The 23140-nt window shown below is 68.0% G+C and carries 22 protein-coding genes; 7 read left to right on the forward strand and 15 right to left on the reverse strand.

Annotated features, from left to right (window positions below; all coding sequences use genetic code 11):
* The first annotated feature begins 36 nt into the window (after window positions 1–36).
* From panC to CK944_RS13125, 3 genes are all read left to right on the forward strand, one after another.
* Window positions 37–903: a pantoate--beta-alanine ligase gene (gene panC, locus CK944_RS13115; protein ID WP_103173518.1), complete on the forward strand. Its 867-nt coding sequence runs from the start codon at window positions 37–39 to the stop codon at window positions 901–903.
* Window positions 893–1702, forward strand: coding sequence for a 3-methyl-2-oxobutanoate hydroxymethyltransferase (panB, locus tag CK944_RS13120; RefSeq protein WP_103173519.1), 810 nt, complete (start codon window positions 893–895; stop codon window positions 1700–1702). Before panC ends, panB begins: the two co-directional genes overlap by 11 nt.
* Before the next feature lie 67 nt (window positions 1703–1769).
* Window positions 1770–2345, forward strand: coding sequence for a hypothetical protein (locus tag CK944_RS13125; RefSeq protein ID WP_103173520.1), 576 nt, complete (start codon window positions 1770–1772; stop codon window positions 2343–2345).
* A gap of 6 nt (window positions 2346–2351) precedes the next feature.
* On the opposite strand, the gene CK944_RS13130 is transcribed toward CK944_RS13125, so the two are convergent.
* Both CK944_RS13130 and CK944_RS13135 read right to left on the reverse strand, forming a co-directional pair.
* The gene (locus CK944_RS13130) at window positions 2352–3503 is read right to left on the reverse strand and encodes an MFS transporter (RefSeq protein WP_103173521.1); all 1152 of its coding nucleotides are present in this window, start codon (window positions 3501–3503) and stop codon (window positions 2352–2354) included.
* 67 nt (window positions 3504–3570) lie between these two features.
* Window positions 3571–4572 carry a D-glycerate dehydrogenase gene (locus CK944_RS13135; protein ID WP_103173522.1) on the reverse strand — a complete coding sequence of 334 codons (1002 nt, stop codon included), beginning with the start codon at window positions 4570–4572 and terminating at the stop codon, window positions 3571–3573.
* A 173-nt stretch (window positions 4573–4745) separates the two neighbouring features.
* On the opposite strand from CK944_RS13135, the gene CK944_RS13140 reads away from it, so the two are divergent.
* Window positions 4746–5306: an SH3 domain-containing protein gene (locus tag CK944_RS13140; protein ID WP_103173523.1), complete on the forward strand. Its 561-nt coding sequence runs from the start codon at window positions 4746–4748 to the stop codon at window positions 5304–5306.
* An 11-nt stretch (window positions 5307–5317) separates the two neighbouring features.
* On the opposite strand, the gene CK944_RS13145 is transcribed toward CK944_RS13140, so the two are convergent.
* The 8 genes from CK944_RS13145 to CK944_RS13180 form a co-directional block, all read right to left on the reverse strand.
* Complete coding sequence (locus CK944_RS13145) at window positions 5318–7342, reverse strand: M3 family metallopeptidase (protein WP_103173524.1); 2025 nt, start codon at window positions 7340–7342, stop codon at window positions 5318–5320.
* Between the two features lie 21 nt (window positions 7343–7363).
* Window positions 7364–8344: a HesA/MoeB/ThiF family protein gene (locus CK944_RS13150; RefSeq protein ID WP_103173553.1), complete on the reverse strand. Its 981-nt coding sequence runs from the start codon at window positions 8342–8344 to the stop codon at window positions 7364–7366.
* Window positions 8345–8415: 71 nt separating this feature from the next.
* Window positions 8416–8871: a dUTP diphosphatase gene (gene dut, locus CK944_RS13155; protein WP_103173525.1), complete on the reverse strand. Its 456-nt coding sequence runs from the start codon at window positions 8869–8871 to the stop codon at window positions 8416–8418.
* A 44-nt stretch (window positions 8872–8915) separates the two neighbouring features.
* Complete coding sequence (locus tag CK944_RS13160) at window positions 8916–9698, reverse strand: crotonase/enoyl-CoA hydratase family protein (RefSeq protein WP_103173526.1); 783 nt, start codon at window positions 9696–9698, stop codon at window positions 8916–8918.
* On the reverse strand, window positions 9691–10554 hold the full coding sequence (locus CK944_RS13165; RefSeq protein WP_103173527.1) for a hydroxymethylglutaryl-CoA lyase: 864 nt from the start codon (window positions 10552–10554) through the stop codon (window positions 9691–9693). The genes CK944_RS13160 and CK944_RS13165 overlap by 8 nt, the downstream gene beginning before the upstream one ends.
* Window positions 10547–11275, reverse strand: coding sequence for a glutathione S-transferase family protein (locus tag CK944_RS13170; protein ID WP_103173528.1), 729 nt, complete (start codon window positions 11273–11275; stop codon window positions 10547–10549). Before CK944_RS13170 ends, CK944_RS13165 begins: the two co-directional genes overlap by 8 nt.
* Window positions 11268–13196, reverse strand: a complete 1929-nt coding sequence (locus CK944_RS13175; RefSeq protein ID WP_103173529.1) for an acetyl/propionyl/methylcrotonyl-CoA carboxylase subunit alpha — start codon at window positions 13194–13196, stop codon at window positions 11268–11270. The genes CK944_RS13170 and CK944_RS13175 overlap by 8 nt, the downstream gene beginning before the upstream one ends.
* A gap of 93 nt (window positions 13197–13289) precedes the next feature.
* Window positions 13290–14894: a carboxyl transferase domain-containing protein gene (locus CK944_RS13180; protein WP_103173530.1), complete on the reverse strand. Its 1605-nt coding sequence runs from the start codon at window positions 14892–14894 to the stop codon at window positions 13290–13292.
* Between the two features lie 134 nt (window positions 14895–15028).
* Between CK944_RS13180 and CK944_RS13185 the strand changes: the two genes are divergently transcribed.
* A complete protein-coding gene (locus tag CK944_RS13185) occupies window positions 15029–15640 on the forward strand; it encodes an OmpW family protein (RefSeq protein ID WP_103173554.1) in 612 nt (203 codons plus the stop codon).
* A 44-nt stretch (window positions 15641–15684) separates the two neighbouring features.
* Here the strand turns inward: CK944_RS13185 and CK944_RS13190 are convergent, their stop codons facing one another.
* The 4 genes from CK944_RS13190 to CK944_RS13205 all read right to left on the reverse strand — a co-directional run bounded on the left by CK944_RS13190 (window position 15685) and on the right by CK944_RS13205 (window position 20033).
* Entirely contained in the window at window positions 15685–16146 is a 462-nt protein-coding gene (locus tag CK944_RS13190) for a lysozyme inhibitor LprI family protein (RefSeq protein ID WP_103173531.1), read from the reverse strand.
* Complete coding sequence (locus tag CK944_RS13195; RefSeq protein ID WP_103173532.1) at window positions 16146–17306, reverse strand: isovaleryl-CoA dehydrogenase; 1161 nt, start codon at window positions 17304–17306, stop codon at window positions 16146–16148. Before CK944_RS13195 ends, CK944_RS13190 begins: the two co-directional genes overlap by 1 nt.
* A 149-nt stretch (window positions 17307–17455) precedes the next feature.
* Window positions 17456–17680: a hypothetical protein gene (locus CK944_RS13200; protein WP_103173533.1), complete on the reverse strand. Its 225-nt coding sequence runs from the start codon at window positions 17678–17680 to the stop codon at window positions 17456–17458.
* Window positions 17681–17750: 70 nt separating this feature from the next.
* Window positions 17751–20033 (reverse strand): Tex family protein, encoded by a 2283-nt coding sequence (locus CK944_RS13205; protein WP_103173534.1) that lies wholly within the window; start codon window positions 20031–20033, stop codon window positions 17751–17753.
* A 136-nt stretch (window positions 20034–20169) separates the two neighbouring features.
* On the opposite strand from CK944_RS13205, the gene CK944_RS13210 reads away from it, so the two are divergent.
* Entirely contained in the window at window positions 20170–21228 is a 1059-nt protein-coding gene (locus CK944_RS13210; RefSeq protein ID WP_103173535.1) for an alkene reductase, read from the forward strand.
* 57 nt (window positions 21229–21285) lie between these two features.
* Here the strand turns inward: CK944_RS13210 and cobS are convergent, their stop codons facing one another.
* Window positions 21286–22260, reverse strand: a complete 975-nt coding sequence (cobS, locus tag CK944_RS13215; protein WP_103173536.1) for a cobaltochelatase subunit CobS — start codon at window positions 22258–22260, stop codon at window positions 21286–21288.
* A gap of 127 nt (window positions 22261–22387) precedes the next feature.
* Between cobS and CK944_RS13220 the strand changes: the two genes are divergently transcribed.
* Window positions 22388–23140 carry a sigma factor gene (locus tag CK944_RS13220; RefSeq protein ID WP_239986066.1) on the forward strand — a complete coding sequence of 251 codons (753 nt, stop codon included), beginning with the start codon at window positions 22388–22390 and terminating at the stop codon, window positions 23138–23140.

Genomic DNA, 23140 nt, shown 5'->3' on the forward strand with positions numbered 1-23140 from the left:
GTTCCATTAGGGTCTGCGCCACCAAAGGGGGGCGGAATGCAGATTTGCCGCGACAAGCAGGCGATGCGCGACTGGCGAGGGGGCCAAGGCCGCGTGGCCCTTGTTCCGACGATGGGTGCGCTGCATGACGGCCACCTGTCGCTGGTGGCCCATGCTCGGCGCTGGCTGGACGCGCAAGGCGGCGGTCGGATCGTCACTTCGATCTTCGTGAACCCCACGCAGTTCGGCCCCAGCGAGGATCTGGCAACCTATCCGCGCGACGAGGAAAACGACATCGCCCTGCTGCGGCGGGCGGGCTGCGACGCGGTGTTCCTGCCGGCCGTGGCCGACATCTATCGCCCCGGCGCGCAGACCGTGGTCGAGGTGACGGGACTGTCGCGGATGCTGATGGGCCGGCTGCGGCCCGGCCATTTCCGCGGCGTGGCGACCGTCGTGACCAAGCTGTTCAACATCGTCCGGCCCGATGCGGCGGCCTTTGGCGAAAAGGATTATCAGCAGCTCGCCGTGATCCGGCAGATGGTGGCCGACCTGGACGTATCGGTCGAGATCCTGGCGGTGCCCACGATGCGCGAAGCGGACGGGCTGGCCATGTCCTCGCGCAACCGCCGCCTGTCGCCGGCCGAACGGGCCGCCGCCCCGGTGCTGAACCGCGCCCTGGACCGCGCGGCGCAGATGGTGGCGGAAGGCGCGGGCCTGTCCGCCATACGCGCCGAACTGCGCCGCGTCATCGCCACGGAACCCCTGGCGCAGGTCCGCTCCATCGACATTCGCGATGCGGACGACCTGTCGCGCATCGCAATCATCCAAGCCCCCGTGGTGATCCTGCTGGCCGTTCGCCTGGGCGAGGTGCTGCTGATCGATCAGCGGGTCGCCCATCCGAAAGGCGTTCCCGATGTCCGTTGAAACCCGCATCAAGCGCGTCACCGCGCCGCAGATCGCCGAACGCAAGGGCGCGACGCCCATCGTCGCGCTGACCGCCTATACCGCGCCGATGGCGGCGATGGTGGACGCCCATGCCGACCTGATCCTGGTCGGCGACAGCCTGGGCATGGTGATCCACGGCCTGCCCTCGACCGTGGGCGTCACGACCGAGATGATGATCCTGCACGGCCAGGCGGTGATGCGCGGCAGCCAGCGTGCGATGGTGGTCGTGGACATGCCCTTCGGCAGCTATGAGGAAAGCCCCGGGCAGGCCTTCCGCAACGCCGCGCGGATCATGGCCGAGACCGGCTGCGGCGCGGTCAAGCTGGAAGGCGGCAGCCGGATGGCGCCCACCGTCCGGTTCTTGACCGAACGGGGCATCCCGGTCATGGGCCATGTGGGCCTGCTGCCGCAGGCGACCCATACCCTTGGCGGCTTCAAGACCCAGGGGCGCGACACCGACAGCTGGGCGCGCCACATCCAGGACGCGGTGGACGTGGCCGAGGCCGGGGCCTTCTCGATCGTGGTCGAGGGGGTGGTGGAGCCGCTGGCCGTGCGCATGACCGAAGCGGTCACAGTGCCCACCATCGGCATCGGTGCCTCCGCCCGCTGCGACGGGCAGATCCTGGTTCTGGACGACATGCTGGGCCTCTCGGCGCGGGTGCCGCGCTTCGTCCATAAGTTCGCCGACCTGGGCCGCAACGCCGACGAGGCCATCGCCGCATATGCCGCAGCGGTGCGGGACAGGAAATTTCCGGCCGAGGAAAACGTCTATCGGTGACTGATCCAGGTCAAGGTCGCCACGACCGCCTGACGATAGGCAGGCGGAAACAACGCGACGGACGACCATGACCCTTGCCGCCTTTCTGACCGCCGTTCTGGGCCTGCTGCTGACCCCCGGCCCGACCAATACCCTGATGGGCCTTGCCGGCGCCTCGGATGGGATGGGCCGCACGGCCCGGCTGATCCCGGCCGAAATCCTGGGATATCTGACGACGATCATGCCCCTGGCCCTGGTCGGGCACAGCCTTCTGGGGAACTTCCCCCTTGCGGCGCAGGGGATCAAGCTTGCGGCCGCAGCCTGGGTGATGGTTCTGGCGGTCAAGTTGTGGGGGCGCGGGTCGCTGGCGCAGGCAGGCGGCGACATCACGGCCCGCCGCGTCTATGTCACCACAGTCCTGAATCCCAAGGCATTGATCATCGCCCTGGTCCTGCTGCCCGCCCCCGCCGCCCCGGCCTTTGCATCCCGGCTGGCGCTGTTCTGCGTGACGGCCGCTGCCGTGGCGCTGATCTGGGGCGGCGCGGGCAGCGTGGCCCGGATGGGGCACGGCGGCGCGGGTCGGATGCAGGTGATCCAGCGCGCGGCCTCGGTCTGGTTGGGGCTGGTGTCGGTGATGCTGGTGGCGGGCGCGCTGCGTCCCTGAAACGGATCAGCCGCCGAAATCGGCCGTCCGCGCCAGGCGCGACATCAGAAGCGGCACCAGCAACAGCAGCGACAAGCCTCCATAGATGACGGCAAAGCTTGTCTGTTCCGCCAGAAATCCGATGCTGCCGGGTGCCAGCAGGATCCCGGAATAGCCCATGGTGGTGACGACCGACAGCCCGATGCCCTGCGTTAGTCCCGGCACATTGCCCGCCGCCGAAAAGGCGATCGGCACAAGGTTCGCGATACCGATCCCGGCCAGCCCGAAGCCCACAAGCGCAACCGGGGGCGTCGGCGCCAGTGCCGCGAAGGCCAGCCCTGCCATGGCGATCACCGCGCTGACGCGCAGCGTCCTGACCGCACCATAACGGCGCCGTATCCCGTCGCCCAGAAAGCGCATCACGGCCATCGTTCCGGCACAGGCGCCAAAACCCCAGCCCGCCACGGCCAAAGAGGCGCCCATTTCCCGTTGCAGATACACTGCTGCCCAGTCGAGGATCGCCCCTTCCGGGATCATGCAGGCAAGCGCCATCACGCCGATCAGATAAGGCAGCGGCGTGCGCGGCAGACGCAGCGGCTGGTGCTTGTGTTCGCCCGCCGGGCTGTCGCGCAACAGGCGCGGAAAGGCGAGGGCCAGGATCACTGCCACGATCATCGACACGATGACGGCGTGCGCCGTTTCCCCGACCGCCTGGATGACGGCGCCCCCTGCCCCTGCCCCGGCAAGCCCCCCGAGGGACCAGAACCCGTGGCAGGACGACATGATGGCCCGGCGCCTTGCGCGTTCCACCGCCACCGCATTGGCGTTCATGGCGACGTCCATCCCCCCGATCAGCCCGCCGAAGACCAGCACGGTCAGGGCGACTGTCCAGACATTCGGCGCCAGGGACATCCAGATCAGGCTGGGCGTGAACAGGACGGCCGCCAGTTTCGCCGCATGGGCCGATCCGCGCCGCGCGACAAGACCGCCGAACACCGGCATCAGGCAGACCGATCCGATGCCAAGCGCCAGCACCAGCAAGCCGGCCACGGCTTCGCTGATCCCCAGCCGCGCCATCATCGCGGGCAGCTTCGGCGCCCAGCTTCCGACCACAAGGCCGTTCGCGAAGAACAGCGCCGACACGGCCCAGCGAGCCCCCAGTCCGATTCTGTCGGTCATCCCGATCCTGTCTTCTTCATGAAATATCCCGGGGAAGGCCCGGCACGGGAACGGGGGCAGCGCCCCCTTACAGCATCGACGGCACGACCAGATCCGGCGGACGATGCCCGTCGGCGAAGGTCTTGATGTTGATGATGACCTTTTCGCCCATCTCGGCGCGCCCCTCGATCGTGGCCGATCCCATATGCGGCAGCAGCACCACGTTCGGCAATTCGCGAAGGCGGGGGTTGATCTCGTGTCCGTGTTCGAACACGTCGAGGCCCGCCCCTGCGATTTCCCCCGCGCGCAGCATCCGGGTCAGGGCGTTTTCGTCGATCACCTCGCCGCGCGAGGTGTTGACGACCACGGCGGTCGGCTTCAGCAGCTTCAGCCGCCGCGCGTTCAGCAGGTGGAAGGTGGATGGCGTATGCGGCGCGTTCACGCTGATGATGTCCATGCGCGCCAGCATCTGGTCCAGGCTTTCCCAATAGGTCGCCTGCAATTCCTCCTCGATCTCGGGGCGCAGGCGGCGGCGGTTGTGGTAATGGACCTGCATCCCGAAGGCATTGGCACGCCGCGCGACCGCCTGGCCGATCCGGCCCATGCCCAGGATCCCCAGCCTTCGCCCGCCCACGCGCCCGCCCAGATGCGATGTCGGCGCCCAGCCGGACCAGCGGCCCGCCTGCATTTCGGCCATGCCCTCGGGGATGCGCCGGGTGACGCCCAGGATCAGGGCCATGACCATGTCGGCGGTATCCTCGGTCACGACGCCGGGGGTGTTGGTCACCAGGACGCCCCGCTGCCGGGCGGAATGGACGTCGATGTGATCCACCCCCGCGCCATAATTGGCGATCAGCTTCAGCCGTTCGCCCGCCTGGGCCAGCATGTTGGCGTCTATCTGGTCGGTCACCGTCGGCACCAGCACATCCGCGCCGCGCATCGCCGCCGCCAGATCGTCGCGCGACATCTTCGTGTCGTCGTCGCGCAGCACCACGTCGAACAGTTCCTTCATGCGCGTCTCGACCGCCTCGGGCAGGCGGCGCGTCACGACGACGCGCAGTTTCTGGCGCGAGGGTTGCGGGCTGTGCATGATGGCCTCACTTTCTCGATGTCATGTCGTGGCGGCCTTCCAAAGACAGGCCGTCTTTGGCAAACTGCCCGCGTTATGGGGCAGGCACAAGACCCCATGGGGGTGCCTGCGCGCGCCCCGGACAAGGGGCAGAAAGGGCCGCCTGAACGGCGGTCGGCAGGAACGGACGGGACATGAGAATACGGACGCTTATAAGTGGCGGCGCGGCGATCCTGATCGCGACAGCGGGTTTGGCACTGGCCCAGCCCCAGGGCGTGCCGCAATCGGCCGATGCGCGGATCATGCGCGTCCAGGATGGCGGGGAAACCCGCGGACCCGTCACCAACCTGCCCGTCCCCCGCTATGTCAGCCTGAAAGGGTCCGAGGGCAATGCCCGGCGCGGCCCCAGCCTGTCGCACCGCATCGACTGGGTGTTCCGCCATGCCGGGATGCCCTTGCGCGTGGTCGCGGAATTCGGCCATTGGCGCCGGGTCGAGGACAAGGACGGCGCGGGCGGCTGGGTCCATTACGCGCTGCTGTCGGGCGTGCGCACCGCCCTTGTCACGCAGGACATGGTCGAATTGCGCAGCCGCCCCAATCCCGACGCCGACATCGTGGCACGCGCGGAAATGGGCGCCATCGTCCGGCTGGGCGAATGCGACCCCGGCTGGTGCCGCATTTCCGGCGGCGGACAGCGCGGCTGGGTGCCCAAGACCGCCATCTGGGGCGTGGACCCGGACGAGGTGCGGGACTAGGCCGGAAGCCTTCAGGCCAGTCCGCGTCCCCGCAGCAGCGCATCCACCCCCGGCATGCGCTGGCGGAAGGCCAGCCACAACTGGTCCGCCGGGGCAGATCCGCCCTTGGACAGGATCGTCTCCTCCAGCCGCCTTGCCGTCGCCGGGTCGAAGATGTCGCCCGTTTCCTGGAAGGCCGCAAAGGCGTCGGCGTCCATCACCTCGGACCACATATAGCTGTAATAGCCGCTGGCATAGCTGTCGCCGCTGAAGACATGGCTGAAATGCGGCGTGGCATGGCGCATGGGGATCGCGCCGGGCGCATCCAGGTCGGCCAGAACGCGCGCCTGTGCGGCCATCGGATCGGCGGGCGGCTCGCCCCGGTGAAAGGCCAGATCCACCAGCGCGCTTTCCAGATATTCGGTCGTGGCAAAGCCCGCATCGGCCTTGCCCGCCGCCAGCAGGCGGTCGCGCAGATCGGCGGGCAAAGGCTCGCCCGTCCGGTAATGGCGCGCATGGGCGTCCAGAACAGTGGGTTGTTCCAGCCAATGTTCGTAAAGCTGGCTTGGCAGTTCCACGAAATCCTGCGCCACCGATGTCCCGGAGATCGAGGGCCAGGTCACGTCCGACAGGATGTGATGCGTCGCATGGCCGAATTCGTGGAACAGCGTGCGGGCGTCGTCCCAGGACAGGAATGCGGGCGCGCCCGGTTCCTCGGGCGGGGTGAAGTTGCAGACATTGACCACGATGGGCCGCTGGCCCTTGCCGATCTTATGCTGGACCTGAAGCGAAGAACACCAGGCGCCCGACCGTTTCGAGGGCCGCGCGAAATAATCGCCCACGAAGATCGCCATCAGCCGCCCGTCGCGGGTGATCCGCCAGGCGCGGGCATCGGGCGACCACAGCGGCGCGTCGAAGGGCTGGAACTCCAGCCGGAACAGGCGATGCGCGACATCCATCATCGCCCCCAGCATCGCGTCCAGCGTCAGGTAAGGCTTGACCTGATCGGCGTCGAAATCATGGTCCTGCCGCCGCAGCCGCTCCGCGTAAAGCCGCCAGTCCCAGGCTTCCAGCGCGCCGTTCACGCCGTCCTGATGCGCCATGGCGGTCAGCCTGGCCTCGTCCTCGGCCGCACGCTTGCGGGCGGGTTCCCAGACACGGCCCAGCAGGTCGGCCACCCGGTCGGCACTGCCCGCCATCTCGGGTTCCAGCTTGTAGGCGGCGAAATCGGCATAGCCCAGCAGCCGGGCGCGTTCGTGGCGCAGGGCCAGGATTTCGGCCACCAGGGGCAGGTTGTCGGTGGCCTTGCCGCCCGCGCCCTGGCCCGACCCGCGCGCGGCCCAGGCCTTGAAGGCCATCTCGCGCAGCGCGCGGTCGCCGGCATGTTCCAGGAAGGGCACGATCAGCGACCGCGTCAGGGTGACGACCTGCCCGTCCATCCCCCGCGCCTTCGCCGCCGCGCGCATGGACCGCAGCAACCAGTCGGGCAACCCCGACAGCCGGTCATCCGGCACTGGCAGGACATAATCGCGTTCGTCGGCCAGCACGTTCTGCGAGAATTGCGTGGTCAGGACCGCCATGCGGGCGCGGATCGCGGCCATGCGGTCACGCGCCCCGCCCTCCAGCCCCGCGCCGGACCGGGTCAGGCCGCGCAGCGCCAGTTCGGTGATGCGCCGATCCTCGGGCGGCAGGGTGTCGGCGGTCTCGGCCACCGCCTTGACGCGGGCATAAAGGCGCGGGTCCATGCCGGTCTTGCTGTTATAGGCCGCAAGCCGGGGGGCGAAATCGCGCTGCAGCGCCTCTCGCGCGGGGTTCGAATCGACATTGGCCAGCGTGTAGAAGATCGACAACACGCGGTTCAGCCCTTCCTCGGCGACCTCCATGGCGGCGACGGTGTTGGCGAAGGTCGGGGCTTCGGGATTGGCGGCGATCGCCTCCATCGCGGCTTCGGCTGCGGCCAGTTCGCGGTCGAAGGCGGGGGCAATGTCGGTGTCGGCGATCAGGTCGAAGCGGGGAAGCCCCTCGGGTCCGGTCCAGCGGGTCAGTTCGGCGTTCATGGCGTCTCCTTTGCCATGAACCTAAGGGGCGGTCGCGCCACCTTCCAGACCCGATCCGCAGACCGGACAATCCGCCCGCCGCGTTGTGCCGATCATGCGGCTTTCGCCGTAAAGCCCGTCGAAGATCATCATCCGCCCGCGCAGGCCCTGCCCCGCGCCGGTCAGATGCTTTATCGCCTCGAGCGCCATCATGCTGCCGACCACGCCCGGCAAGGGGCCGACCACCCCAGCCTCGGCGCAGGGCGGGGCAAGACCAGGCGCGGGGGCCGTGGGGAACAGGCAGGACAGGCAGGGCCCGCCGCGCGCGGGATCATAGAGCGTGACCTGCCCTTCCCATTGCGCGATCGACCCCGCGATCAGCGGCACGCTGGCCGCGACACAGGCGCGGTTCACGGCATCGCGCACGTCAAAGCTGTCGGTGCCATCCAGCACCAGGTCGTGTTGGGCGATCAGGTCCGCATCGGCCTCGGTGATGCGGCGCAGCAGGGGCGTCACCTGGACCAGCGGGTTCAGCGCGCGCATCGCGACTGCGGCGGCCTGGGCCTTGGGCTGCCCCTGCTGGTCGCTGCGAAAGATCACCTGGCGTTGCAGGTTCGACAGGCCGACCGTGTCGTCGTCGGCAAGCGTGATCCGCCCCACCCCCGCCGCCGCCAGGTAAAGGCAGACCGGCGCGCCAAGCCCGCCCGCGCCGACCACCAGCACCTCCGCCTCGCGCAGGCGCATCTGGCCGGGGCCGCCGATCTCTCGCAGCACAAGGTGGCGGGCATAGCGGTCAAGTTCGGCATCCCCGACCGGGGCGGCGGCGGGTGCGGGCTGTTCTACGGGCACGGCGCGGGCGCGCAACCAGGCAAGCACGGCGCGATAGGCCAGAACAAGGCCCGCCAGACCTCCCGCGACCAGCCAGCCGCGCGCCGATCCGCCGAAGAACGCGCCCAGGGCCGGGGCCAGCAGATGCGCCAGCACGACAAGCGCCCAGACCGCCGCGACAGCCGCCAGCAGCATCCGGCGCGGCAGGCCGAAGACCCAGCCCGCCACCGCGACGCCCAGCAGCAGCCAGAACCCGGTCACGCGCCTCAGGCCCCGGTCGAGCCGAAGCCGCCCGCGGCCCGCGCGGTGGTCCGGCTGAAGGCGTCCACGACCGTGAAGCGCGGCCGCAGCACGGGCACGAAGATCATCTGCGCGATACGTTCGCCCGGCTGGATGATGATGGGGTCCGATCCCGGCGGATTGCGGTTCCAGGTGCTGATCATCACTTCGCCCGTGTAGTCGGGGTCGATCAGCCCGGTCGAATTGCCCAGGACCAGCCCGCGCTTGTGGCCTTGTCCTGATCGGGGCAGGACCAGCCCCGCGAAGGAGAAATCGTCAAAGGACAGCGCGATCCCCGCGCTGATCAGCACAGCGGGCGCCTGCGGGGCAATGGCGGTCGCCGCGTCCAGGCAGGCGAACAGGTCGATCGCCGCCGAGCCCGCCGTCTGGTAATCCGGCAGACCCCATTCGTGGATCCGCGCATCCAGTATCCTGACTTCCATGCCTGCCGCTCTTGCTGTCCTTCGCCAGCCTTAGCGGATGCGGATCAGACCTGCCAGCGGGGCTTGCGCTTGTCGAAGAAGGCGGCGATCCCCTCCGGGGCCTCGTCGCCCTCCCAGACGGCGACCAGCCGGTCGATGCTGTCCTCGATCACGGCATGGTCGATGCGCGGACCATGGGCGCGGCATTGCGCCTTGGCGGCAGCGACCGCAGCAGGGGCGGCCAGCAGGAAGGGCGCGACCTCGGCCTCGACGGCGCCGTCCAGATCGTCCGGCGCGACAACGCGGGCGGCAAGGTTCAGCGTCACCGCCTCGTCCGCGCCGAACAGGCGGGCCGAGAAGAAGACGCGCCGGGCCTTGTCCTCTCCCATCCGGGCCAGGACATAGGGGCCGATGGTGGCGGGGATCAGGCCCAGCTTCACCTCAGTCAGCCCGAACTTCGCGGTGCTGGCGGCAATGGCGATGTCGGCCACCGCCATCATGCCCACGCCGCCGCCAAAGGCATTGCCATGGACGCGGGCGATCAGAGGCTTCGGTAGCAGGTTCAGCGCCGACAGCATCCCGGCCAGCACCCGCGCGCCGGCCCGCCGCGTTTCCGCATCTGCATCCATCTGCGCCCGCATCCAGCTCAGATCGCCGCCCGCGCAGAAACTGGCGCCCTCGCCCGCCAAGACCACCACCCGCACGGCGGGATCGGCGCCAAGCAGGGCCGCGGCCTCGGTCAGTTCCTCCATCATCCGCTGGGACAGGGCATTGTGCTTGTCGGGCCGCGCCAGCCACAGGGTCGCCACGCCACGGGCGTCGGTGTCGATGCGGATCGTCTCAGGCATGGGTCATTCCCCGCAATCCGCGCGCGAAGGCCGCGGCCTTTTCGATGATGGTCATGTCGAGGCCATGGGCATGGCCCCGCGCGGCCAGATGCGCCGCGACCTTTTCCGTCGCGACATTGCCCGCAGCACCAGGGGCATAGGGGCAGCCGCCCAGCCCCCCGACCGCGGCGTCAAAGACCCGCAGCCCGCGCGCAAGGCTGGCATCGATGTTGTCAAGAGCGCGGCCAGCCGTGTCGTGGTAATGGCCGGCCAGGCGGTTGGCGGGCATCTCCTCCAGCACGGCGGCCAGCATGGCGTCGATGGTTTCCGGGCGTCCCTGGCCGATGGTGTCGCCCAAGCTGATCTCGTAACAGCCCATGTCGCGCAGGGCCGCCGCGACGCGGGCGACATTGGCGGGGGGTGTGGGGCCGTCGAAGGGGCAGTCGGTGACCACGCTGACATAGCCGCGCACCGGGATGCCGTCGGCCTGCGCCGCCTGCGCGACCGGGACCAGCCGTTCCAGGCTTTCGGCGATGGTGGCGTTCAGGTTCGCGCGGCTGAAGCCTTCGGACGCGCTGGCGAAGATCGCGACCTCGCTGGCGCGGGCGGCCTTTGCACCCTCGTAGCCCTTCATGTTGGGCGTCAGGACGGCGTAGCTGACCCCGGGCGCGCGGGCGATGCCCGCCATGACCTCGGCCGCGTCGCCCATCTGCGGAACCCATTTCGGACTGACGAAGCTGGTCACCTCGATCCGCCGGAAACCCGCCTGGGACAGCAGGTCCACCAGCGCGATCTTGTCGGCGGCGGGGATCAGCCGCTTTTCGTTCTGCAGCCCGTCGCGCGGGCCCATCTCGAAGATTTCGACGAAGTCAGGCATCGGGAAGCTCGTAGAAATCCTGGGTGTAAAGCTGCGGCTCGCCTTCCTGCGGCAGCGCGCGGCGGAAGGCGGGGCGCGCGGTGCAGCGGTCGGCATAGGCCTGCAGCGCGGGCGTTAGACGCACAAAGCGGCCGGCGGTCCAGACCGACCAGCCGACGGCGCAATCCACGCCCGCAAAGCCGCCGGCCATCAGCCAGTCCTGCCCATCGACCGTCTGTTCCACCATCCGCAGCGCCCGGCCCAGCCGCGCGGTTTCCAGCTTCATCACCGTATGCGAACGCGTGGAGGGGTCGCGCAGCATCAGGTGGCTTTGCGTCAGGTTGGCGATATGCTGGCCCAGCGTTTCCGCGAAATGCAGCCAGTCGAGCCAGCCCAGCCGCCCCTCGGCCCCCGGCGCGCGCCACAGATGCGGGCCGCGCGTCTCGCAGAGGTATTCGACCATCGCGCCGGATTCGTGGATCACGCTGCCGTCGATCTGCAGGGCGGGGGCGCGGCCGACGGGGTGGATCGCCTCGTATTCCGCGCCGCGCATGTCCTTGCTGCGCAGGTCCATCACCCGCAACGCGAAGGGCAGTTCCAGTTCATTGAGCAGCCACAGGATCCGCATGGACCGCGACAAGGGCACATGCCACAGGATGATCTCGCCGCTGTCGCCCACCGGCCCGCCTTGGGCAGGGGGCGGGGCGTCGGTCGGCGTGGGTTCGGGGGGCGTGTCAGGCATCCTCTTCCTCCAACCGGATCAAGGGGGCGCCGGCTTCGACCTGATCGCCCGCTTGCGCCAGCACCTCGGCCACCACGCCGTCGCGGGCGGCGGTCAGGCTGTGTTCCATCTTCATCGCCTCCAGCACGCACAACCGGTCGCCTGTCTTCACAGCCTGCCCGGCGATGACCTCGACCGATTTCACCAGTCCCGGCATGGGCGAGAGCGTCAGCGCCGCCCCTGCCCCGGCATCGGCCTGCCGATCCAGCGGGTCCAGCGGCGCCAGATGCAGGCTGCCCGCGCCGAAGACGCTGACGCCGCTGTCATGGGCGGTGATGCGGTGGCGGCAAAGGCTGCCGTCCACCCACCAGCGGTCGCCCTGCCAGCGGACCTCATGCGGCTGGCCGTCCAGCGTCACACGGGCCGCGCCGGGGCCCAGGACCTCCAGCACGGCCTGCCCGCCCTGCCAGTGGATCGTGCGCCGCAGGGGCTGCCACAGGGTCATGCCGCCCTTGACCTGGGGATCGGCAAGACCCGCAAGCCCGATGACGGCAAGGGCGCGGGCTGCGGGCTGGGGTTCGGACGCCGCGACAAGCGCGTCGAGGTCGCGGGCGATCAGGCCGGTATCGACCTCGCCCTTGCGGAAGCCGTCGTGCCGCGCAAGGGCGATCAGGAAGTCGATATTGGTGACGGTGCCCGCGACCTCGGTATCGACAAGGGCTGCTTCCAGCTTGCTCAGCGCGATGGCGCGGGTCTTGCCCCAGGTGACGACCTTGGCGATCATCGGATCATACCAGGGGCTGATCGTGTCGCCCTGGCGCACGCCGGTTTCGTTGCGGGCATCGTCGGCAAAGCGCAGATGCGCCAGGCGGCCAGTGGCGGGCAGGAAGCCCGCGGGCACGTCCTCGGCATAAAGGCGGGCCTCGAAGGCATGGCCGTTGATGGTCAGGTCGTCTTGCCGCGCGGGCAAGGGTTCGCCGCTGGCGACGCGCAGCTGCCATTCGACCAGATCGACGCCGGTGATCGCCTCGGTCACCGGGTGTTCGACCTGAAGGCGGGTGTTCATCTCCATGAACCAGAAGCCATCGGGGCGCAGGCCCTGGCTGCCGTCCACGATGAACTCGATGGTGCCCGCACCGGCATAGCCGATGGCCTCGGCGGCCCGCACTGCCGCATCGCCCATGGCCTGACGCATTTCCGGCGTCATGCCGGGGGCGGGCGCTTCCTCGATCACCTTCTGGTGGCGGCGCTGCAGGGAGCAGTCGCGTTCGAACAGGTGGACGGCCTTGGTGCCGTCGCCGAAGACCTGCACCTCGATATGGCGGGGCTGCTGGATGTATTTCTCGATCAGGACGGCAGGGTTGCCGAAGGCCGTCGCGGCCTCGCCCTGTGCAGATTGCAGCGCGGCGGCGAAGTCGGCCGGACGCTCGACAAGGCGCATCCCCTTGCCGCCGCCGCCCGCCACGGCCTTGATCAGCACCGGATAGCCGACCTGGCCCGCCTGTTCCTCAAGATAGGCGGGATCCTGGTTTTCCCCGTGATAGCCGGGCACGACCGGGACGCCGGCCTGGGCCATCAGCGCCTTGGCCGCGTCCTTCAGACCCATCGCCCGGATCGCATCGGCCGAGGGGCCGATGAAGACCAGGCCCGCGGCCGTCACCGCATCGACGAAATCCGGGTTCTCGGACAGGAAGCCATAGCCCGGATGGATCGCCTGCGCCCCGGTATCAAGCGCAGCCCGGATGATCGCATCGCCGCGCAGGTAGCTGTCCTTGGGCGCAGGACCGCCGATATGGACGGCCTCGTCAGCCATCGCGACATGGCGGGCGGCGCGGTCGGCGTCCGAAAAGACCGCGACCGTGCGGATGCCCAGCCTGCGGGCGGTGTCGATGACGCGGCAGGCGATCTCGCCCCGGTTGGCGATCAGGATTTTCTGGAACATGGCGGCACCTGCGTGTGGCGGGCCAAGCCGGGGGCTTCGCGCCCCCGGACCCCCGCGGGATATTTGGACACAGAAGATGGATGATGCATCGGCCTACATCCTGAAGACGCCGAAGCGCGTCGGTTCGATGGGGGCATTCAAGCTGGCGCGCAGCGACAGGGCCAGAACGTCGCGGGTCTTGCGCGGGTCGATGATGCCGTCGTCCCAGAGCCGGGCCGAGGCGTAGAGCGGGTGGGACTGGCGGTCGAACATCTCGATCGTGGGGCGCTTGAACTCGGCCTCCTCCTCGGGGGACCAAGTGCCGCCCTGGCGCTCGATCCCCTCGCGGCGGACGGTGGCCAGAACGCCTGCGGCCTGTTCGCCGCCCATCACGCTGATGCGCGAATTAGGCCAGGTCCAGAGGAAGCGCGGGGAATAGGCGCGGCCCGCCATGCCATAGTTGCCCGCGCCGAAGCTGCCGCCGACCAGCATGGTGATCTTGGGGACATTGGTCGTGGCGACCGCCGTGACCATCTTGGCGCCGTGGCGGGCGATGCCTTCGTTCTCGTATTTGCGCCCGACCATGAAGCCGGTGATGTTCTGCAGGAAGACCAGCGGAATGGACCGTTGGCTGCACAGTTCGATGAAATGCGCGCCCTTCTGCGCCGCTTCCGAGAACAGCACGCCATTGTTGGCGACGATGCCAACCGGGCAGCCCTCGACATGGGCAAAGCCCGTGACCAGCGTCTCGCCGAAGCGGGCCTTGAATTCGTCGAAACGCGAGCCGTCCACCACGCGGGCGATCACCTCGCGGATGTCGTAGGGGGTGCGCAGGTCGGCGGGGACGACGCCCAGGATCTCCTCGGGATCGAAGGCCGGGGGTTCGGGCGACTGCCAGACGACGCTGTCGGGCATCCGGCGGTTCAGGCTGCCGATGGCGCGGCGGGCCATGGCGAGGGCATGGCCGTCATCCTCGGCCAGATAGTCGGCCACGCCGGACAGGCGGGTATGGACATCGCCGCCGCCCAGATCCTCGGCGCTGACGACCTCTCCGGTGGCGGCGCGCACAAGGGGCGGACCGGCCAGGAAGATCGTGCCCTGGTTGCGCACGATGATGGTGACGTCCGACATGGCTGGCACATAGGCGCCGCCTGCCGTGCAACTGCCCATGACCACGGCGATCTGCGGGATGCCCTTCGCGCTCATCTGCGCCTGGTTGAAGAAGATGCGGCCGAAATGGTCGCGGTCGGGAAAGACCTCGTCCTGGTTGGGCAGGTTGGCACCGCCCGAATCGACCAGATAAACGCAGGGCAGATGGCATTGTTCGGCGATTTCCTGGGCGCGCAGGTGCTTCTTGACCGACAGGGGGTAATAGGTGCCGCCCTTCACCGTCGCGTCATTGGCCACGACCATCACATCCTGGCCATGCACCCGTCCTATGCCCGCGATCACGCCCGCGCCGGGGGCCGCGCCGTCATACATGCCATGCGCCGCCGTGGCGCCGATTTCCAGGAGCGGGCTGCCGGCGTCCAGCAGGTTCGCCACCCGTTCGCGCGGCGGCATCTTGCCGCGGCTTGTATGGCGTTCCATCGCCTTGGGGCCGCCTCCGGCGGCAGCGGCCAAGGCCGCCTGACGGGCGACCTCGATCAGCGCCAGATGCGCCTCGCGGTTGGCGCGGAAAATGTCCGATGTCGTCAGGGCAGAGGATGTCAGCTTCATGGGCAGGCTTTCCCAAGGGAGGCGCGGCGCAGTGTCGCAGCCGAGCTTATCTTCACAGCGGTTTGATCCAGATCATGTTTTCGGCCGTACGCCGCGTCCAGGCAGCAATCGGTAACCTTTGAAGGAGTCGTATGATGAAAATTCCGTGCCTTGCCGCCGTGGCCGTTCTGGCTGCCATTTCCCCGGCGGCTGCGCAGCAGGCGGGCGACCTGACCCTGGGTCTGGGCCTGGCCAATGTGAATCCCAAGTCCGACAATGGCGCCCTGGTCGGCGGCACGGTTCCGGTCAGCATCGGCGACAACACCCGTCCGCAGATCACCGTCGAATATTTCATCCGCGACAATATCGGGGTCGAGCTTCTGGCCGCCCTGCCCTTCAAGCATTCGATCCGTTCGAACGGGGCCGAGATCGGCAGCGTCAAGCACCTGCCGCCGGTCGTGTCGCTGCAATATCATTTCGACGCCACGCCGCAGTTGAAGCCCTTCGTGGGCATCGGCGTGAACTTCACCGGCTTCTTCGACGCGGAAGCCAGGGGGCCGCTGGCGGGCAGCGACCTGCGCGTGAAGAACAGCTGGGGCCTGGCCGCGCATCTGGGCACTGACTACTGGATCAACGACCGTTCGGCCCTGCGCGCCGACCTGCGCTGGATCGACATCGACGCCGACGTGACGCTGAACGGCGGCGACATCGGCCAGGTCGAGGTAAACCCGGTCGTGGCGGGCGTCAGCTATGTGATGAAGTTCTGACGCCCCGGCGGGGCGCCTGCCGATCGGGTTGCGGCGCCCTCCCATCATCCGCGCAGCGCCTTCAGTTCCAGGGTGCGCATGGCCGTCATGCTCATCTTGCAGTTGGCGGCGGCCACGGACCGCATCGAGCCGCCGCCATAGCGGTCATACTGGAACGCACATTCGGCATCGCGCCAGGCGATCCAGGCCCGTTGCGCGGCAAGCAGGCTGGCGGCGGCGGTTTCATCCTCGCCATAGGCCGCGCGGGTTTCCCTGTATTCGCGATTCAGCGCCTCGTCCCAGGCGGCGTGTTCGGCCATGACGCATTGCACGATGCCGATGGTGGTATCGCCGCCCGGTGCCTGCTGGCATTCCTTGGCGGCGGCGCCGATGCAGGCGGGCGTCAACTCTCCTGCCGGGGTGTCGGCCACGCAAGCTTCGACGATCGAGGCATCTACCGCCAGCGTTTCCGCATCCTGCGCCAAGACCGGCGAAGCAAGCAGCGCCCAGGCCAGAAGGACGCGCATCAGACCAGGCCCAGCAATTCGCGGCCGATCAGCATCCGGCGGATTTCGCTGGTGCCCGCGCCGATCTCCATCAGCTTGGCGTCGCGGAACAGGCGGCTGACCACGCTGTCGTTCAGGAACCCGGCCCCGCCAAGCGCCTGCACGGCCTGATGCGCCTGCACCATCGCCTGTTCGCTGGCGTAAAGCACGGCGCCCGCCGCGTCCTGCCGGGTCACCTTGCCCGCGTCGCAGGCGCGCGCGACCTCATAGACGTAGGCGCGGGCGGTGTTCAGCGCGACATACATGTCGGCGATCTTGCCCTGCATCAGCTGGAACGAGCCGATCGGCTGGCCGAACTGCTTGCGGTCGCGGACGTAAGGCATCACCTCGTCCAGACAGGCGGCCATGATGCCGGTGCCGATGCCCGACAACACCAGCCGTTCGTAATCCAGGCCCGACATCAGCACGCGCACGCCGCGGCCTTCCTCGCCCAGGACATTCTCGAAGGGGATCTCGCAATTCTCGAAGATCAGCTCGCCCGTGTTGGACCCGCGCATCCCCAGCTTGTCGAAATGCGGAGAGGTGCTGAACCCCGCCATCCCCCGTTCGACGATAAAGGCGGTGATGCCCTTGCTGCCCGCATCCGGGTCGGTCTTGGCATAGACGACCAGGGTATGGGCGTCGGGGGCGTTGGTGATCCAGTATTTGCTGCCGTTCAGGACATAGCGGTCGTTCTTCTTTTCCGCCCGCAGCTTCATCGACACCACGTCGCTGCCCGCGTCCTCCTCGGACATGGCAAGGGCGCCGACAGCCTTGCCGCTGCACAGGTCGGGCAGATACTTGCGGCGCTGTTCGTCGGTGCCGTTCAGCTTGATCTGGTTCACGCAAAGGTTCGAATGCGCACCATAGGACAGGCTGACGCTGGCGGATGCCCGGGCGATTTCCTCGGTCGCGATCACATGGGCCAGATAGCCCATGCCCGCGCCGCCGAATTCCTCGGGGACGGTGATGCCCAGAAGGCCCAGGTCACCCATCTCGGTCCACAACTCGTTGGGGAAAGCGTTCGTGCGGTCAACCTCGGCGGCGATGGGCTTGACGCGGTCCTGCGCCCAACGATGCACCATGTCGCGCAAGGCGTTCACATCCTCGCCCAGGTCGAATTCCATCCCCCGCGTGAACATCGCGCATCCCCTCCGCTTTTATTGAACGACCGTTCATTTCTATAATCTGCTCACATGGCCGTCGTCAAGGCGAAGCCTGCGCCCTGGCAACCCTGCGGTCAACAGCCCGAGCTTGCGGCAGGATGGGCCCCATGGCCCTGCCTGCGCGCTCATCCTCCGGGTGTGACGCTGACGATCTGGGAGGCGGTGCGGATGATGATCTTCTCGCCGATCCCTTCCTCGCCCGGGACACGGGCAAGATGTTCGACCCGGCCAAAGTCGATCGACGCCTTGCTGATCTCCTGCCTGAAGGCTCCGGCGGCCTCGACCGCAAGGAACGCCGGTCCCGGGGTCGTGAACCTGCATTCGAGTTCGACCTGGATCCTGATCTGCATCGCGCCCCCCGATCACCACGGCACCGAACGATGGCCGGGCCGTGCTGGATCCGTGGGGACGAAAAGATCCCTATTTCCGCCGCATCGCTTCGGCCAGGGCAGCCCCGAATCCGCCCTGACCGGCCGTTTTGGGGGCAGCCGTGGCGCGGCCTGCCGATCCTTGCGGCTTCTGCGTGGGTTTCGCGGCCTCGCCGTCGGTCCGCATCGTCAGGCCGATGCGCTTGCGGGGCACGTCCACCTCGGTCACGCGGACGCGGACCACGTCGCCGACCTTCACCACCTCGTTCGGATCCTTGACGAAGCGGTTGGCAAGCTGGCTGACATGGACCAGCCCGTCCTGGTGGACGCCTATGTCCACGAAGGCCCCGAAGGCCGCGACGTTCGTGACCGTTCCTTCCAGGGTCATGCCGGGCTTCAGGTCGGTGATCTCGTTCACGCCCTCGGCGAAGCTGGCGGTGACGAAGCTGGGGCGCGGGTCGCGGCCGGGCTTTTCCAGTTCGGACAGGATGTCGCGTATGGTGGGCAGGCCGAAATGATCGTCCACGAACTGTTCGGCGCGGATGCCCTTCAGGGCGGCACCGTCGCCCATGATTGCGCGGATGTCGCGCCCGCAGGCGGCCACGATCCTGCGGGCGACGCCGTAAGCCTCGGGGTGGACGGCGGATGCGTCCAGCGGCTCCTTGCCGTCGCGGATGCGCAGAAAGCCTGCGCATTGTTCGAAGGCGCGCGGTCCAAGGCCCGCGACCTTCTTCAGCGCCGCGCGCGACGGGAAGGCGCCGTTTTCGTCGCGCCAGGCCACGATGTTCTGCGCCAGCGACGGCCCCAGTCCCGCGACATGGGCCAGCAGCGGGGCGGATGCCGTGTTCAGGTCCACGCCGACGGCGTTCACCGCATCCTCGACCACGGCTTCCAGCGTCTTGGCAAGCTGCCGCTGGTCCACATCGTGCTGGTATTGGCCGACGCCGATGGATTCGGGCGGCACCTTGACCAGTTCGGCCAGCGGATCCTGCAGTCGCCGGGCGATCGACACCGCGCCGCGCAGCGACACATCAAGCTGCGGGAACTCCTTGGCGGCCAGTTCCGACGCGGAATAGACCGAGGCGCCCGCCTCGGACACGATCACCTTGGTCGGCGCCTTCACACCCTTGGGCAGGCGCTTCAGCACCTCGGCCACAAGGCGCTCGGTCTCTCGGCTGGCGGTGCCGTTGCCGATGGCGACCAGATCCGCGCCATGTTTCGCGATCAGCGCCAGAAGCGTCGCCTCGGCCCCCCGCAGGTCGTTCTTCGGCTGGAAGGGATAGATGGTCGCCGTGTCCAGCAGCTTGCCGGTCGCGTCCACGACCGCAATCTTGCAGCCGGTGCGGATGCCGGGGTCGATGCCCAGCGTCACCCGCGCGCCAGCAGGCGCGGCCAGCAGCAGGTCGCGCAGGTTGCGACCGAAGACGCGGATCGCCTCGTCATGCGCGCGTTTGCGCAATTCGGTCATCAGGTCGATATACATCGTGTTGGACAGCCGGACGCGCCAGGTCCAGCCCGCCACCTGCCGCAGCCATTGATCGCCCGGCGCGCTGCCCCGGATGCCGATGGCCTGCGCCACGATGCCCTCGGCCCGCTGAGCGCCGGTTTCGGGGTCGGGCGCGATGTCGATGGTGACGACTTCTTCCTTCGCCGCACGCAGGATCGCCAGCGCCCGGTGCGAGGGGATGGCCGACCATTTTTCCCGATGGTCGAAATAGTCGCTGAACTTCGCGCCTGCGGTTTCCTTGCCCGCGATCAGCTTGGCGGCGATAAAGGCCTCGGCCCGCATGAAGTCGCGCAAGGCGCCCAGCAGCGCGGCGTTTTCCGACAGTTCCTCGACCAGGATGTCGCGCGCGCCGTCCAACGCGGCCTTCACGTCGGCCACCGCCCCGATCACATAGCCCGCGGCAAGCGCGGCCGGATCGGCCGCGCGGTCGTCCTGGATCGCGCGCAGCAGCGGCTCCAACCCGTTTTCCCGCGCGATCATCGCCTTGGTGCGCCGCTTGGGCTTGAAGGGCAGGTAAATGTCCTCCAGCGCGGATTTCGTTTCCGCCCCGGCGATGGCGCGGGCCAGGTCGTCGGTCAGCTTGCCCTGGTCCTTGATGGAATTGAGGATCGCCGCCCGCCTCGCCTCCATGTCCCGCAGATAGGCCAGGCGGTCCGACAGCGTGCGCAACTGCGTGTCGTCCAGGCCGCCCGTCGCCTCTTTCCGGTATCGCGCCACAAAGGGCACCGTCGCGCCGCCATCCAGCAGATCGGCCGCAGCCGTGACCTGGGCGGGGGTGGCATTGATCTCGGTCGCGATGGTGCGGGCGATGCGGGCGGCTGTGTCCATGGGATCCTCCGGGAAACGGAAGGTGGTTCTAACCGGCCAGGGCGTCCAGGCCAAGGCTGTCATGCGCCGGGATCATGTTGACACGGACCCTGGCGATACACAGTTGCACAGAACGCAAGAACTGAAAGGACCTTAGATGCCGACCCTTTTCGATCCTCTCCAGATTGGACCCCTGACCCTTCGCAACCGCATCGTCATGGCGCCCTTGACCCGCGCGCGGGCCGGAGCCGAACGGGTGCCGAACGCGATGATGGCCGAATATTACGCGCAGCGCGCCGGGGCCGGGCTGATCCTGTCGGAAGCCACCAGCGTGACGCCGATGGGCGTGGGCTATGCCGACACGCCGGGCATCTGGAACGACGAACAGGTCGAAGGCTGGAAGCAGGTCACCAAGGCCGTCCATGACGCGGGCGGGCTGATCTTTCTGCAATTGTGGCATGTGGGCCGCATTTCCGACCCGATGTTCCTGAATGGCGAACTGCCCGTCGCGCCAAGCGCGATCAAGCCCGCGGGCACCGTCAGCCTTGTCCGGCCGAAAAAGGAATACGAGACCCCCCGCGCCCTGGAAACCGCCGAAATCGCGGGCATCGTCGAGGCCTATCGCAAGGGGGCCGAGAACGCCAAGCGCGCGGGTTTCGACGGGGTCGAGATCCACGCGGCCAACGGCTATTTGATCGACCAGTTCCTGCAGGACAGCACCAACCGCCGCACCGACCAGTATGGCGGCCCCATCGAGAACCGCGTCCGCTTCCTGACCGAGATCGTCGATGCCGCCATCGGCATCTGGGGCGCTGACCGGGTCGGCCTGCACCTCGCCCCGCGCGGCGACAACCACGACATGGGCGACAGCGATCCCAAGGCGCTGTTCACATATGTGGCGCGCCAGATGAAGCAGCGCGGCCTGGCCTTCATCTGCCTGCGCGAATACCTGGGGGCCGACAGCCTGATGGACGACATCAAGGCGGCTTTCGGCGGCGTGCTCATCGCCAACGAAAAGCTGACCCGCGACAGCGCCAGCGAACTGGTGCGGTCGGGCCGCGCCGACGCTGCGGCCTTCGGCAAGGACTTCATCGCCACGCCCGACCTGCCCCGCCGCTTTGCCGAGGATCTGTCGCTGAACCAGCAGGATCCCGCCACCTTCTATGGCAGCGGGCCGAAAGGCTATGTCGATTACCCGGTCGCCGAGGAAGTCTGATCGCGAAAAAGGCGGGCCTTTGCGGGCCCGCCTTTCCTTTTTGCACCGATGCCGCCCTTATTTGGCGCGCGCGGCCGCGCTTTCGGGCAGTTCCTCGTCGAACAGGCGCTGATAGAATTCGGCAACGGTCTGGCGTTCCAGCTCGTCGCACTTGTTGAGGAAGGTCAGCCGGAAGGCATAGCCGATGTTGTTGCCGAAGATGCGGGCGTTCTGCGCCCAGGCGATCACCGTGCGCGGCGACATGACGGTGGACAGATCCCCCTGCATGAAGGCGGTGCGCGTCAGATCCGCCAACGTCACCATCTGGCTGATGATCTTGCGGCCTTTTTCCGTGTTGTAGGTCGGGTTCTTGGCCAGCACGATCGCGGCTTCGGCGTCGTGGGACAGATAGTTCAGCGTGCTGACCAGCGACCAGCGGTCCATCTGGCCCTGGTTGATCTGCTGGGTGCCGTGATAAAGCCCCGTCGTGTCGCCCAGACCCACGGTGTTCGCGGTCGCGAACAGGCGGAAGCAGGGATGCGGGGTGATCACCTCGTTCTGGTCCAGCAGCGTCAGCTTGCCGTCGGTTTCCAGCACGCGCTGGATCACGAACATAACGTCGGCCCGGCCCGCGTCGTATTCGTCGAAGACGATGGCGGTCGGGTTGCGCAAGGCCCAGGGTAGGATGCCCTCGTGGAAGACCGTGACCTGCTTGCCGTCCACCAGCTTGATCGCGTCCTTGCCGATCAGGTCGATCCGGCTGACATGGCTGTCCAGGTTCACCCGCACGCAGGGCCAGTTCAGCCGCGCCGCCACCTGTTCGATATGGGTCGATTTCCCGGTGCCGTGATAGCCCTGGATCATCACCCGGCGGTTATAGGCAAAGCCTGCCAGAATCGCCATCGTGGTGTCGGGGTCGAACTTGTAGGTGCTGTCGATCTCGGGCACGCGGTCGGTTCGTTCCGAAAAGCCCTTGACCTTCATGTCGCTGTCCAGACCGAACACCTCGCGCAGGTCGATCTCCTCAGTCGGTTTGGCGTTCGTCTCCAGCATCGCAAGGCCCTTTCATCGCATCGGCTGCCTTGATTGCGCATAAGTCCGCCATGCGCAAGCCGGGGCTGCGTTGACGAAGGCGGGACGGCTGCTAAGTTGGCTGCAACCACAAGAGGATCCCTGCCCCTTGCAACATGACCGACAGCCCCTGCTGGCCGATCTGATCGCACGTGTCGCCAAGGCCGACCGCCGCGCCTTTGACGAGCTTTACGAGGCCACGTCCGCGCGGCTGAACGCATTGTGCCTGTCGATCCTGAAAGACCGGAGAGAGGCCGAGGAGGTGCTGGAACAGGCCTATATCGGCATCTGGAAGGATGCCGCGCGCTTCGCGGACAGCGGGCTTTCGCCGATGGCCTGGCTGGTCACGCAGGCACGGGACCGGGCGGTGGATCGCCTGCGCGGACTTCCCGCGCCGGTGCAAGCCGGTGCCGGAAACAGGCTCGCCGGGGATGGGCTGGAACTGGTGCGCATCGCCTATCTGGAGGGGTTGGATTATCCCGGACTGGGGCAACGCCTGGGAATGTCCGCCGACGAGGCCCGACATGCCTTGCACGAAGGGCTGGAACGGCTGGCTGGACATACCGCCGATGAGGGCGAAAGCTTTGCCACGGCCGAACAGGCGCTTGCGCTGCGCGGGGGCGAACCCCAGGACAAGGCCCAGTTTGCCGATTGGCAGGAACGGCTTGCACGCTTTGCGGGCGACCTGACACCGGTCATGGCCCCTGCCCGCGCGCGGCAGCGGATTCGCGAAAGCCTGGGGCATGGCTTGGCGCCGCTGTCCTTCGATCCGCTGGAACGGACCCCCTGGTGGCGCGGCCCGTTCGGGATCATTGCGATCCTGGTGGCGGTGGCCCTTGCCTGGTATCTCTGGCTGCGCTGA

Origin of the sequence: Paracoccus sp. SY (genome assembly GCF_002901215.1) — a bacterium.
Taxonomy (GTDB): domain Bacteria; phylum Pseudomonadota; class Alphaproteobacteria; order Rhodobacterales; family Rhodobacteraceae; genus Paracoccus; species Paracoccus acridae.

Excerpts from the sequence above, each read along its gene's own strand:
- panC (WP_103173518.1), top strand. The coding sequence starts at position 37 with ATGCAGATTTGCCGCGACAAGCAGGCGATGCGCGACTGGCGAGGGGGC.
- panB (WP_103173519.1), top strand. The coding sequence starts at position 893 with ATGTCCGTTGAAACCCGCATCAAGCGCGTCACCGCGCCGCAGATCGCC.
- CK944_RS13125 (WP_103173520.1), top strand. The coding sequence starts at position 1,770 with ATGACCCTTGCCGCCTTTCTGACCGCCGTTCTGGGCCTGCTGCTGACC.
- CK944_RS13130 (WP_103173521.1), bottom strand. The coding sequence starts at position 3,503 with ATGACCGACAGAATCGGACTGGGGGCTCGCTGGGCCGTGTCGGCGCTG.
- CK944_RS13135 (WP_103173522.1), bottom strand. The coding sequence starts at position 4,572 with ATGCACAGCCCGCAACCCTCGCGCCAGAAACTGCGCGTCGTCGTGACG.
- CK944_RS13140 (WP_103173523.1), top strand. The coding sequence starts at position 4,746 with ATGAGAATACGGACGCTTATAAGTGGCGGCGCGGCGATCCTGATCGCG.
- CK944_RS13145 (WP_103173524.1), bottom strand. The coding sequence starts at position 7,342 with ATGAACGCCGAACTGACCCGCTGGACCGGACCCGAGGGGCTTCCCCGC.
- CK944_RS13150 (WP_103173553.1), bottom strand. The coding sequence starts at position 8,344 with ATGCTGCTGGCGGCTGTCGCGGCGGTCTGGGCGCTTGTCGTGCTGGCG.
- dut (WP_103173525.1), bottom strand. The coding sequence starts at position 8,871 with ATGGAAGTCAGGATACTGGATGCGCGGATCCACGAATGGGGTCTGCCG.
- CK944_RS13160 (WP_103173526.1), bottom strand. The coding sequence starts at position 9,698 with ATGCCTGAGACGATCCGCATCGACACCGACGCCCGTGGCGTGGCGACC.
- CK944_RS13165 (WP_103173527.1), bottom strand. The coding sequence starts at position 10,554 with ATGCCTGACTTCGTCGAAATCTTCGAGATGGGCCCGCGCGACGGGCTG.
- CK944_RS13170 (WP_103173528.1), bottom strand. The coding sequence starts at position 11,275 with ATGCCTGACACGCCCCCCGAACCCACGCCGACCGACGCCCCGCCCCCT.
- CK944_RS13175 (WP_103173529.1), bottom strand. The coding sequence starts at position 13,196 with ATGTTCCAGAAAATCCTGATCGCCAACCGGGGCGAGATCGCCTGCCGC.
- CK944_RS13180 (WP_103173530.1), bottom strand. The coding sequence starts at position 14,894 with ATGAAGCTGACATCCTCTGCCCTGACGACATCGGACATTTTCCGCGCC.
- CK944_RS13185 (WP_103173554.1), top strand. The coding sequence starts at position 15,029 with ATGAAAATTCCGTGCCTTGCCGCCGTGGCCGTTCTGGCTGCCATTTCC.
- CK944_RS13190 (WP_103173531.1), bottom strand. The coding sequence starts at position 16,146 with ATGCGCGTCCTTCTGGCCTGGGCGCTGCTTGCTTCGCCGGTCTTGGCG.
- CK944_RS13195 (WP_103173532.1), bottom strand. The coding sequence starts at position 17,306 with ATGTTCACGCGGGGGATGGAATTCGACCTGGGCGAGGATGTGAACGCC.
- CK944_RS13200 (WP_103173533.1), bottom strand. The coding sequence starts at position 17,680 with ATGCAGATCAGGATCCAGGTCGAACTCGAATGCAGGTTCACGACCCCG.
- CK944_RS13205 (WP_103173534.1), bottom strand. The coding sequence starts at position 20,033 with ATGGACACAGCCGCCCGCATCGCCCGCACCATCGCGACCGAGATCAAT.
- CK944_RS13210 (WP_103173535.1), top strand. The coding sequence starts at position 20,170 with ATGCCGACCCTTTTCGATCCTCTCCAGATTGGACCCCTGACCCTTCGC.
- cobS (WP_103173536.1), bottom strand. The coding sequence starts at position 22,260 with ATGCTGGAGACGAACGCCAAACCGACTGAGGAGATCGACCTGCGCGAG.